At 60.6% G+C, this 11,556-nt stretch carries 12 protein-coding genes and 1 pseudogene; 4 read left to right on the top strand and 9 right to left on the bottom strand.

Annotated features, from left to right (window positions below):
* Positions 1-518, top strand: a pseudogene (locus GZ093_RS17755) (hypothetical protein); the annotation flags it as partial.
* A gap of 227 nt (positions 519-745) precedes the next feature.
* Here the strand turns inward: GZ093_RS17755 and GZ093_RS17750 are convergent.
* The 3 genes from GZ093_RS17750 to ilvA all read right to left on the bottom strand — a co-directional run bounded on the left by GZ093_RS17750 (position 746) and on the right by ilvA (position 4,011).
* The gene (locus tag GZ093_RS17750) at positions 746-1,066 is read right to left on the bottom strand and encodes a transcriptional regulator (protein ID WP_296488563.1); all 321 of its coding nucleotides are present in this window, start codon (positions 1,064-1,066) and stop codon (positions 746-748) included.
* 489 nt (positions 1,067-1,555) lie between these two features.
* Complete coding sequence (locus tag GZ093_RS17745) at positions 1,556-2,467, bottom strand: 5'-nucleotidase (RefSeq protein WP_296488562.1); 912 nt, start codon at positions 2,465-2,467, stop codon at positions 1,556-1,558.
* Positions 2,464-4,011, bottom strand: coding sequence for a threonine ammonia-lyase, biosynthetic (gene ilvA, locus GZ093_RS17740; RefSeq protein WP_296488561.1), 1,548 nt, complete (start codon positions 4,009-4,011; stop codon positions 2,464-2,466). Before ilvA ends, GZ093_RS17745 begins: the two co-directional genes overlap by 4 nt.
* An 82-nt stretch (positions 4,012-4,093) precedes the next feature.
* Between ilvA and GZ093_RS17735 the strand changes: the two genes are divergently transcribed.
* Positions 4,094-4,543 carry an OsmC family protein gene (locus GZ093_RS17735; protein ID WP_296488560.1) on the top strand — a complete coding sequence of 150 codons (450 nt, stop codon included), beginning with the start codon at positions 4,094-4,096 and terminating at the stop codon, positions 4,541-4,543.
* 1 nt (position 4,544) lies between these two features.
* On the opposite strand, the gene coq7 is transcribed toward GZ093_RS17735, so the two are convergent.
* The 4 genes from coq7 to tyrS all read right to left on the bottom strand — a co-directional run bounded on the left by coq7 (position 4,545) and on the right by tyrS (position 7,922).
* Positions 4,545-5,177 carry a 2-polyprenyl-3-methyl-6-methoxy-1,4-benzoquinone monooxygenase gene (gene coq7 / locus GZ093_RS17730; RefSeq protein ID WP_296488559.1) on the bottom strand — a complete coding sequence of 211 codons (633 nt, stop codon included), beginning with the start codon at positions 5,175-5,177 and terminating at the stop codon, positions 4,545-4,547.
* Between the two features lie 92 nt (positions 5,178-5,269).
* Positions 5,270-5,737, bottom strand: a complete 468-nt coding sequence (gene dtd, locus GZ093_RS17725; protein ID WP_296488557.1) for a D-aminoacyl-tRNA deacylase — start codon at positions 5,735-5,737, stop codon at positions 5,270-5,272.
* 19 nt (positions 5,738-5,756) lie between these two features.
* Entirely contained in the window at positions 5,757-6,671 is a 915-nt protein-coding gene (locus GZ093_RS17720; protein ID WP_296488555.1) for a cation diffusion facilitator family transporter, read from the bottom strand.
* 6 nt (positions 6,672-6,677) lie between these two features.
* A complete protein-coding gene (gene tyrS, locus GZ093_RS17715; RefSeq protein WP_296488553.1) occupies positions 6,678-7,922 on the bottom strand; it encodes a tyrosine--tRNA ligase in 1,245 nt (414 codons plus the stop codon).
* Between the two features lie 136 nt (positions 7,923-8,058).
* Between tyrS and GZ093_RS17710 the strand changes: the two genes are divergently transcribed.
* Together GZ093_RS17710 and GZ093_RS17705 are read left to right on the top strand one after the other, a co-directional pair.
* Positions 8,059-9,447, top strand: coding sequence for a M23 family metallopeptidase (locus tag GZ093_RS17710; RefSeq protein WP_363261040.1), 1,389 nt, complete (start codon positions 8,059-8,061; stop codon positions 9,445-9,447).
* 36 nt (positions 9,448-9,483) lie between these two features.
* On the top strand, positions 9,484-10,653 hold the full coding sequence (locus GZ093_RS17705) for an anhydro-N-acetylmuramic acid kinase (RefSeq protein WP_296488548.1): 1,170 nt from the start codon (positions 9,484-9,486) through the stop codon (positions 10,651-10,653).
* Between the two features lie 21 nt (positions 10,654-10,674).
* Here the strand turns inward: GZ093_RS17705 and erpA are convergent, their stop codons facing one another.
* Positions 10,675-11,037, bottom strand: coding sequence for an iron-sulfur cluster insertion protein ErpA (gene erpA / locus GZ093_RS17700; protein ID WP_011463048.1), 363 nt, complete (start codon positions 11,035-11,037; stop codon positions 10,675-10,677).
* Positions 11,038-11,094: 57 nt separating this feature from the next.
* A complete protein-coding gene (locus tag GZ093_RS17695; protein WP_296488564.1) occupies positions 11,095-11,490 on the bottom strand; it encodes a polymer-forming cytoskeletal protein in 396 nt (131 codons plus the stop codon).
* Positions 11,491-11,556 lie beyond the last annotated feature (66 nt).

Genomic DNA, 11,556 nt, shown 5'->3' with positions numbered 1-11,556 from the left:
AAAATCTATCTAACCATGAAGCCCTGAGCGCTGCAAATCACCAACACCCAAAACTAAATTTCGGAAATTTACAGAAAAGAAGTTGCTTTATCTCCAAAGACTTTCTGAAGCAAGCTCCAGCGTTTGAGAAGATGCTGGTGGACGACGGCATTCTGCTGTTCAAGTACTGGCTGACCGTCGACCAGGCGCAGCAGGAAGAGCGTTTTGCCGAGCGCCTGGCCGACCCACTCAAGCGCTGGAAACTCAGCGCGATTGATGTGAAAGCGCGGGAAAAATACGCTGAATATGGGCAGGCGCGTGACGTGATGCTCAAGGCCACGCACTCAAAAACCGCGCCCTGGACCTTGGTGGACTTCAACGACCAGCGCGCCGGTCGCCTCACGCTCATTCGCCACCTGCTCGACCACATTCCTGACCGCAAGGTCGCTGAGACCCTGGTTAATTTTCCTCCGCTGGGCCATGAGCCCCTGCGCGAGAAATTTGGCACTCCTCTGGAACCGCTCAGGACCAGGGATTAAGGCGATTGCTCGATCAGTAGCACGTCGGCTCAGGGGCCGGGGCACGGACTGATTCATCAAGCGACTTCAGAATGGCAGGAAATTGGGCTGCCACCTGGCGGGCACTTGTGACCGTCGGCTTACGCTGCGTACTTGACTTTCGGGAGACCTCCGTACGCCACCTCGGCATGGAGGTGGAGATGCCTTGGAGATGGCCGAACAAACTGAGATCCGATCTGTGCAAGACCTCAAACAGCCATCGAGTGCGCCTGAAGACTGACCTGAAGCCGCTCGCGCACCGCACGAAAAATGGCTGCCAGGTTGTCCATGGTGGGGTTACCCGTGGGCGACAACATGCGGTGCAAACTTTTGCTTGGCTTCGAGGTAAGCGTTGCGAGTTGCTCAAAACCGATGGTGGCATTGACAAGATCACGCAGGATCAGGCGGGCGGTTTCAGGTTTGCCATTGAGAAACAGTGTCGCGACCTCATCCAGGAGCGCCTGCGCCAATGAAGCATCGTTTTGGACGCGCTGGATGACGGTTTCTTTGAAATTTCTGGTCAGTGCCATCTTTTTTACCCTTTGTGTTTGCTGCGCGTTTTGGAAGCCATCATTTTCTTTCGTGATTTGGACTCAGCCAACAATTCTTTCGCTTTGTCGATGTCCCGTTGCTGACCGCGTTTGGCACCACCACCAAACAGAACAATGAGGGTGTCACCATCTTTGGCGAGGCAAATCCGTTAACCCGGCCCCCAGTCGATGACGTATTCACCCATGCCGTCAAACCGCTTGATACTGGCAGTAAGGCCAAGTTCCAATTGGAGCTTGGCTACGATCACCGTCGCCGCAGCCTGCCACGGCAGGCAAGCTATCAAACCATTTCTTGTACGAGTTTGAGGCATCCTCACGCAGGTACTCTTCGACTTTGATTGCGACATTTAATGTTAACAAGTACGTTACCTGTCATCATGAGCTTGGTGGATTCTATGCGTCGCCAGGAAAGACTTGCCCATCAAGAATCAACCTTGCCATGTGGCCCAAGCTCGGCCACCACGAGCGTCACACGAGCGGGTTGGACACCCCACTGGCCACATGGCCCGACGGCACATGTTGCGATGCGGCATCGACGTGCCCGGTCTGGTCGTCAAAGAAGAAATCGGGCTCGAACTCGCGCAAGAACTCGCCCTTGGGCAGGCCCCCCAGAAACATCGCTTCATCGACCTCGATGTTCCAGTTCATCAAGGTGCGTATGGCGCGCTCGTGCGCCGGCGCGCTGCGGGCGGTGACCAGTGCGGTGCGGATACGCATGCGGGACGTTCCAGCCTGTTGCAGGCGATGCAGGGCGACCAGCAGCGGCTTGAAGGGACCCGCCAGCAGGGGTTGCTGCGCCTTGTCGGTCTCGTGTTGTTGAAACGCCTGCAGGCCCTGGGCTTGATAGACGCGCTCGGCTTCATCGCTGAACAGCACCGCGTCGCCGTCAAAGGCGATGCGCACTTCATGCGGATAGGCCTCTCCAGCGTGAACCGATGCCGGGTAAACCTGCGCAGCGGGCACACCAGCGTCGAGCGCGGCGCGCACGTCGCTCAGGTGGGTGCTCAAGAACAGGTTGGCGTGCAGCGGTTTGAGGTAGCGCCACGGCGACTCACCACGCGTGAAGCTGCAGCGGATGATGGGCAGGCCATAGTGCGCCGCCGACTTCATGACGCGCAGGCCGCTGACCGGGTCGTTGCGCGACAGGATTACGACTTCGACCGGCTGGTTATTGCCCGCTTCTACCGCATTGAATGCCAGCAACTTTTGCACCAGCGAAAACGCCACGCCCGGTTTGGCGGGCAGGTCCAGGCGCTGCAGCTGCAAGGCCATGTAGGCACGGTCATCGCCCTGCTCGAAGACCTCGTTTTCTTCCTCAAAGTCAAACAAGGCACGGCTGGAGATTGCCACCACCAGCTTGCCCTCAAGCGAGGCGCTCATGACTGCAAAAACATCCGGTACACCGGGTTGGCGGTTTCTTCCACATAGGGATAGCCCACGGTGGCGACAAACTCGGCAAAGTCGGCATCATCGGCTGCGGGCACCTGCAGCCCGACCAGAATGCGGCCGTAGTCCGCGCCCTGGTTGCGGTAGTGGAACAGGCTGATGTTCCAGCCCGGGCGCATCAGGCTCAGGAACTTCAGCAGGGCGCCGGGCCGCTCCGGGAACACAAAGCGCAGCAACCGCTCGTCCTGCGCCAGTTTGGAATGGCCGCCGACCATGTGGCGGATATGCTCCTTGGCCAGCTCATCGTGCGTCAGGTCCAGCGCAGCAAAGCCATGCTTGGAGAACTTGGCGGCAATCTTGCCTGACTCGCCTTTGCCGTGCGTGGTCAGGCCCACAAACACATGGGCTTGCGCCGCGTCACTGATGCGGTAGTTGAATTCGGTCACATTGCGCGGGCCTCCGGACAAGTTGCCGATCAACTCGCAAAAACGCCGGAAACTGCCACGCTCTTCAGGAATCGTCACCACAAACAAGGCCTCACGTTCCTCGCCGACCTCGGCGCGCTCGGCGACAAAGCGCAGGCGGTCAAAGTTCATGTTGGCGCCGCACAGAATGGCGGCGTAGGTTTCGCCTTTGGTCTTGTGCGTGGCGACATACTGCTTGATCGCGGCCACGGCCAGCGCCCCGGCGGGCTCGACAATGCTGCGGGTGTCGACAAACACATCCTTGATGGCAGCGCAGACGGCGTCGGTGTCCACCAGTACAAAGTCGTCGACCAGCTTGCGGCTGATGCGAAAGGTCTCTTCGCCCACCAGTTTGACCGCAGTGCCGTCAGAGAACAGGCCCACGTCAGGCAGGGTGACGCGCTTTTTGGCAGCGACTGATTGCGCCATGGCGTCGGAGTCGTTCATCTGCACGCCGATCACCTTGATCTCCGGGCGCACCGCCTTGATGTAGTTGGCCACGCCAGAGATCAGGCCGCCGCCACCGATGGCCACGAACACGGCGTCGAGCCGCCCCTGGTGCTGGCGCAGGATTTCCATCGCTACCGTACCCTGGCCGGCAATGACGTCCGGGTCGTCAAAGGGATGCACAAAGGTCAGGCCCTGCTGCTCTTTCAATTCCAGAGAATGGGCGTAGGCATCGGAGTAGCTGTCGCCGAACAACACCACCTCGCCGCCAAAACCACGGACCGCATCGATCTTGAGCCGCGGCGTGGTGGTGGGCATGACGATGACCGCGCGCGCGCCCAGACGCTTGGCACTAAGCGCCACACCTTGGGCGTGGTTGCCGGCCGAGGCGCAAATCACACCGTTCTTCAACTGCTCGGGCGTCAGGTGCGCCATCTTGTTGTAGGCGCCGCGCAGCTTGAAGCTGTGCACCGGCTGCTGGTCCTCGCGCTTGAGCAGGACCGTGTTGTGCAGGCGCTGGCTCAGGGCGTGGGCCGGCTCTAGCGCGGACTCGACGGCGACGTCATAAACGCGGGCATTGAGTATTTTTTTCAGGTAATCAGCAGGTTTCAGGTGTTCGGTCGTCATAGGGGGCTTTGGTTAGCTGTCAATGATAAGCCCGCGGCTCAAGCGACAATCCTCAGCTTTTGAAGCACAAGGTGGGCAAATCATGGAATGCACAGTCAGTTGGACCGGCGCTTTGGGTACGCGCTCGGGCATGGGGTTTGTGGCAGAAACCGGCAGCGGTCACACGCTGGTCATGGATGGCGCACCGGACGCGGCCAAGCCTGAAAACGGCGGCCTGAATCTGGCGCCGCGCCCGCTGGAGCTGGTGTTGGCGGGCACCGGCGGCTGTACCGCTTATGACGTGGTGCTGATCCTCAAACGCGGTCGCCACGAGGTGCGCGGCTGCACCGTCAAGCTCAGCGCCGAGCGCGCCGAGGTCGACCCCAAGGTGTTCACCCGCATCAACATGCATTTCACGGTGTCGGGCAAAGGCATCCCAGCGTCTGCCGTGGAGCGCGCCATTGCCATGAGCCATGACAAATACTGTTCGGCCAGCATCATGCTGGCCAAGACGGCTGAAATAACGACCAGTTTTGAGCTGCTGGAGTTTTGATTTAGATCCGGTGCGCCACCGTCGTCATCAGCTTGGCGGCAGCGGTCATCAGGCTTTTCACGGGCGGCGGCAGTGGCACGGCCCCGGCTTTTTGCGCATCCACCGCGTGGCGCATCTCGTCGTCCTTCATCTGCGCCACGATGGCGCGCGAGGCGTGGTCATTGGCGGGCAGCAGGCTCAAATGACTCTCCAGATGGGCTTCCACCTGGTTTTCGGTCTCCACCACAAAGCCCAGGCTGATCGCGTCGCCGAGTCGCCCGGCCAGCAGACCCAGGCCAAAGGCCGAGCCGTACCACAGGGGATTCAGCAAGGACGGGCGCGCGCCCAGCTCGTTCAGGCGCTGCTGGGTCCAGGCGAGATGGTTGGTTTCATCGGCGCTGGCTTTGCTGTAGTGCGCGCGCAAGGCCTCGTTGTTGGTGGCAAAAGCCTGCGCGGTGTAGAGCGCCTGGGCGCAGACCTCGCCGACGTGGTTGACCCGCATCAGCGCGCCGGACTGGGCTTTTTCGGCATCAGTGAGCTCCGTAGCGTCGCCGGCCAAGGTCGGGCAGGCGCGCTCGGCGTGCGGCGTGACAAACAGCGTGCGCAGGGCGGCATCACAGGTGGTAAAAAAGCGGTCTTGGAGTGTGTTTGTCATCATTCGTCTTTCATCAAAAAATAATGGCTAAATCCGGCTCTAGCCCACGTATTCATTGCTTATATAGCTATTAAATAGATAGTAATACGTCATCACACGGTTTGACGCGCTATGCGCAGCGGGATCGTCACCGGCCCGTCGTTCACCAGATGCACCTGCATGTCGGCCCCAAACTGGCCGGTCTGCACCAAGGGGTGCTTTTGGCGGGCCTGCGTCACAAAATAATCGTACAGGCGACGGCCTTCATCCGCCGGTGCGGCGGCCGTGAAACTGGGCCGGTTGCCACCGGTCGCATCGGCCGCCAGCGTGAACTGGCTCACCACCAGCAGACCACCCATTAATCCCTGGCCATCCATGTCCTGCACGCTGTGGTTCATTTTGCCCGCTGCGTCGTTGAAGATGCGCAGCTTGAGCACCTTGGCCAGCAATTTGTCGCTCTCGGCTTCGCTGTCGCCGCGTTCGGCGCACAACAGCAGCAGCAAGCCGGCGCCAATTTCCCCAACGCTCTGCCCGTCAACCAGCACCCGCGCCTGGCTGACGCGCTGCAGAACGGCGATCATGAATGGTTCTGACGCTTTTTCATATCAGGTCCCGCCGGTCGTCAAAATGGGCCTCGACGTCATTGGGCAGCAGCTGAATGGTGGCGCGCAAGCCCGGCACGGCGCTCATCAGTGCCTGCTCGACGCTGGTGCGCACGGCAGCGGCGCGCCCGAGCGACCAGCTGGCGGGCATGTGCATGTGCATGTCGACAAAACGGCGCTGGCCCGAGCGGCGCGTGGTCACATGGTCAAAGCGGATGGTCGGGTGGTCAAATTCGCCCAGCGTCTGTTGAATCTGGTTCAGAACTTCGGGCTCCACCGCCTCGTCCATCAACCCCTGCGACGAGCGCCACATCAGGTGCCCGCCTTCCCACAGGATGTTGAGCGCAACACCGATCGCCACCACCGGGTCGAGCCAGAGCCAGCCGGTCAGGGCCACGGCGCTGATGCCGATGACGACGCCGACCGAGGTCCAGACGTCGGTGACCAGATGACGCGCATCCGCCTCCAGCGCAATCGAGCGGTGCACCTTGGCGGCGCGAAACAGGAACCAGGCCATCAAACCGTTCAAAGCCGAGCTGACAACCGACAAGGCCAGGCCCCAGCCGACCTGCTCGATCGGCTGGGGGTCCAGCAGCCGGTGGCCCGCGGCCCAAATAATGCCCATAGCCGCCGCAATGATCAAGACGCCTTCAAAGCCGCTGGAAAAGTACTCGGCCTTGTGGTGGCCGTAGGGGTGGTCGTCGTCCGCCGGGCGCTGCGCGATGGTCACCATCAGCAGGCCAAAAATCGCGCTGGCCAGATTGACCAGTGACTCCATCGCATCGGAGAGCAAGCCGACCGAATCGGTGATGTACCAGGCCCCGGTTTTAAGGGCAATGGTGATGGTGGCCACCACCACCGAGGCCAGCAGCAGGCGCTGCGGCGTCAGAAAACGCTCAGGAATGAAAGTCATGCTGCCTTACCCGAGCGTGACGCGGGCAAACTTGCGCTTGCCCACCTGCACCACGTAGGTGCCTGCACCCAGCTTCAAGCCTTTGTCGCTGACCACGCCGGCATCCACCCGCACGCCGCCACCGTCAATCAAGCGGTTGCCTTCACCGCTGGACGCCGCCAGGCCAGCCATTTTCAGCAAGGCACCAATGCCAACCGGCGCGCCACCGTCGGCGAGCGGCAAGGCCAGCTCGGGAATTTCGTCAGGCACACCGCCTTTGCTTCGGTTGATGAAATCCTGCTCGGCAGCCTCGGCTGCGGCGGCGCAGTGAAAGCGCGCCGTGATCTCCTTGGCCAATGCCACCTTGGCATCCTTCGGGTTGCGCCCGGCCTGCACCTCGGCTTTCAACGCGGCAATGTCCGCCTCGCTCTTGAAGCTCAGCAACGTGTACCAGCGCCACATCAGCACGTCCGAGATGCTCAGCACCTTGGCAAACATGGTGTTGGCGTCTTCACTGATGCCGATGTAGTTGCCCTTGCTCTTGGACATTTTCTCGATGCCATCCAGCCCTTCAAGCAACGGCATGGTCAGGATGCACTGCGGCTCCTGACCGTACTCGGCCTGCAAATGACGCCCGACCAGCAGGTTGAATTTTTGATCGGTGCCGCCCAACTCCAGATCGCTGCGCAAGGCCACGGAGTCGTAGCCCTGCATCAAGGGGTACAAAAACTCGTGCACGCTGATCGGCGTGCCCGATTTGAATCGGTCATGAAAGTCGTTGCGCTCCATCATGCGCGCCACCGTGTACTTGGCCGCCAGTTCGATCATGCCGCGCGAACCCAGGCTGTCGCCCCACTCGCTGTTGTAGCGAATCTCGGTCTTGGACGGGTCCAGCACCATCGAGGCCTGGCGGTAGTAGGTCTGGGCATTGACCTCGATTTGCTCGCGGCTCAAGGGCGGGCGCGTGCTGTTGCGACCGGACGGGTCACCAATGAGGGTCGTGAAGTCGCCAATCAGGAAGATCACGGTGTGGCCCAGATCCTGCAACTGGCGCATTTTGTTGAGCACGACCGTATGGCCAATGTGGATATCTGGCGCGGTCGGATCAAGCCCCAGTTTGATGCGCAGCGGCACGCCAGTGGCCTCCGAACGCGCCAGTTTCTTGACCCAGTCGTCCTGCGGGATCAGTTCCTCACAGCCGCGCAGCGTCACGGCGAGCGCTTCCAAGACACGATCTGTTACAGAAGAGTTGGCGGTAGCAGCTTGATTCATAAGGGTTATTCAGGATGCCCGCGCATAGGGCGAAGTTATACTTGCGTTTTCTCAAGTGTCTGAGTTTAATTCGCCGGGCATGAGCTTTCCGTCTGTTCGGTTGCGCACACAGCAGCCTTTACCTGGACTATTTGTTTTGATAAACCGCCTCATCGGCGCTGGAAATGCCTTGTTGACGGTTTCCAGCCAGATCATCCACCAGCATCCTAAACGCATTACCGCCGTCATTGCGGCCTTGCTGCTGAGCGGTGGCGGTGGCGCCTTTGCCGTTGCCTCGCTTGGGCCTGATCCGGCCGAACTGCCGGTGCGCGAGGTGCTCGAACAAGTACAGGCACTGCCCATCATTGTTCCGGCTGACCTGGACCTGCAGGCACTTCAGCTGTTCCGCTCAGACGTCACGCGTTCCACCGATACCGCCGACACCCTGCTCAAGCGCCTGGGCGTTGACGACGCCGCGGCTGCGGCCTTCCTGCGCTCCGATGCCACCGCGCGCCAGGCGCTGCTCGGACGCAGTGGCCGCAATGTGACCGCCGAAACCAGCGAGCGCAACCGTTTGCTCAAACTCAGCGCCCGATGGACCAGCGACACCGAGGGCAACTTCAACCGGTTGGTGCTGGAAAAAACAGCCCAGGGCTTTGTGTCGCGCGTGGAGTCGGCACCGCTCACCGCCACCAGCCGTCTCGCCAGCGGCACCATCCAGAGCTCGCTGTTCGCCGCCACCGACGCCGCCCAAATTCCGGACACCATCGCGACCCAAATGGCTGAAATATTCGCGGGTGACATCGATTTCCATCGCGCCCTGCGCAAAGGTGACCGCTTTTCCGTCGTCTACGAAACCCTCGAAGGTGACGGCGAACCGCTGCGTGCGGGCCGCTTGCTGAGCGCCGAATTCGTCAACAACGGGAAAACCTTTCAAGCCATGTGGTTCCAGGAACCCGTGCAGGATGGCACTGCGACGGCCAGCGCGGCCAGTGCCCGCAACAAAGGCGGCTACTACACGCTGGACGGCCAAAGCCTGCGCCGCGCCTTTCTAGCCTCCCCGATGGAATTCTCCCGCGTCACCAGTGGTTTCAAGATGCGTATGCATCCGATTTTGAAAGTCTTGCGCGCGCATCAAGGTGTCGATTACGGCGCGCCCACCGGTACGGCCGTGCGCAGCGTTGGCGACGGCGTGGTTGATTTTGCCGGCGTCCAAAATGGCTACGGCAACATCATCATCCTGCAACACCGCAATGGCTACAAGACCGTTTACGCGCACCTGAGCCGCGTCAACGTGCGCAAGGGCGAAAGCGTCAGCCAGGGCCAGAACATTGGCGCCGTCGGTGCCACAGGCTGGGCAACCGGGCCGCATCTGCATTTTGAGTACCGCATCAACGGCGTCTACCACGACCCGCTCACGGTGGCCCGCGGCAACGAGACCATACCGCTCGCAGCCAGCGCCAAACCCGTGTTTGCGAAGCTTGCGGCGGAAAACCGGATCGCACTGGCGGCGGCAGCGTCCATGCAGCCAGGCAGCGCCCAGTAATTGCCTGGTTTCTGCCCCACGGGCTCAGCCCACAGCATGCCTGAGTTGTACATCGGCCTGATGTCTGGCACCTCGCTGGACGGGGTCGACGGGGTATTGGTTGATTTTTCTTGTGCGCCCCTGCGCGTTCTTGCGCATCTCAATGCGCCCTTGTCGTCGGCCTTGACCGACGAATTGCTGGCCCTCAACAGCCCCGGCACGAATGAATTGCACCGCGCGGCACTGGCCGCCAATGCCTTGGTTCGCGTCTATGCCCACTTGGTGCTCCAGTTGCTTGAATTGGCGGGCATTGAACCCAACGCTGTGGTTGCCATCGGCGCCCATGGACAAACGGTGCGCCATCAGCCCCAGTCGTTTGACGGTACCGGCTACACCCTGCAACTCAATAACCCGGCCCTGCTGGCGGAACTGACCGGCATCGATGTGGTCGCCGATTTTCGCAGTCGCGATGTGGCGGCCGGTGGCCAGGGCGCGCCCCTGGTACCGGCCTTCCACCAGGCGACGTTCGCGCAACCCGATCAAACGCTGGCCGTGCTCAATTTGGGCGGCATGTCCAACCTGAGCGTGTTGAGCCCTTGCCCGGCCCCTGAGGTACCAACGCAGGGGCCAGAGGGTGACTCACTGCCCTTTTTTAGCGGCAACGACGTGCTGGGTTTCGATTGTGGCCCCGGCAACGCCTTGATGGACGCGTGGTGCCAGCAGCACCTGGGTCAAGCTTTTGACGCCGACGGCACGTGGGCCGCGGCTGGGCGCGTGCATGGCGAGCTGTTGGCGGCCTTGCTGGATGAGCCCTATTTTGCGCAGTCGGCGCCCAAAAGCACCGGGCGCGACCTGTTCAACCTGGGCTGGCTCGCCTGGAAGCTTGAAAAATTCACATCACTTGCACCGGTCGACGTGCAGGCCACGCTCACGGAATTGACCGCCAGCGTTTGTGCCACCTGCGTCAAGCGCTACGGCTCCGAGAGCAAAACATTGATTGTGTGTGGCGGCGGCGCCTTCAACGGCCACCTGATGGCGCGACTGCAGGCACTGCTGCCGGGGCTGCAAGTGACCTCTTCCCAAGCGTATGGTTTGCCGCCTCTGCAGGTGGAGGCCGCCGCTTTTGCCTGGCTGGCGCGCAATACGCTGATGCGCAAGACCTCAAGCCTGAAAAAAGTAACGGGCGCCAGCGGCGCCCGTATCTTGGGTGCGGTCTACCCAGCCTGACCGGGCAACGCCCTCAATCCCTTAGGAAAAGCTCGATCCGCAGCCGCAGGTGGTGGTGGCGTTGGGATTTTTGATGACAAACTGAGCCCCTTCCAGGTCCTCTTTGTAGTCAATCTCGGCCCCCACCAGATACTGGTAGCTCATCGCATCGATCAACAGGGAGACACCGTTCTTGGTCATGGTGGTATCGTCTTCATTGGTGATCTCGTCAAATGTGAAGCCATACTGGAAACCGGAACAACCGCCACCCTGCACGAACACGCGCAGTTTCAGGTCCGGATTCCCCTCTTCGGCGATCAGGTCGGCGACTTTCGCGGCCGCACTGTCGGTGAAGAGAATGGGGCTTGGCATTTCAGTCTGGATAGTTTCTGCGACGGCGCTCATGGCGTTCTCCGTTAAATTAAGTTAAGGAATACTACAGCAGTTTGCTCAACCATTCAGTCAGGCGTTGTTTGCCGCTAGTTTCAGTACGGGCTTTGCTTCCGCGTCGGCGCCCGCCAGCGGGTGCAACTGGCCGGCAATGATGGCCCCCTGGTGCATCTCCAGCGCCGCGTAGTGCACATCGCCGTGAATGCGGGCTTTGGGCTGCAGTTCCAGCATGAGCCGCGCGTGTACCGGTCCTTTGACGGCACCATTGATGATGATGTGATCAGCGTGAATTTCACCAATCACTGTCGCCGTCTCCGAAATGACCAGAATACTGGCCTTGTCGGTTTTGGCATACAGGTTGCCGACAATCGCACCATCGATGCGCAAGCCATCGGTGAAACTGATGTTGCCGTCTATTTGACTGCCTTCGGCAATCAAACTTGATAAAGCAACTTCTTTTCTGTAAATTTCCGAAATTTAGTTTTGGGTGTTGGTGATTTGCAGCGCTCAGGGCTTCATGGTTAGATAGATTTT

Origin of the sequence: Rhodoferax sp., from assembly GCF_010365055.1 — a bacterium.
GTDB lineage: Bacteria > Pseudomonadota > Gammaproteobacteria > Burkholderiales > Burkholderiaceae_C > Rhodoferax.
Note: the sequence above shows the minus strand (reverse complement) of the source record. Positions and strands in the feature narration are given on the sequence as shown.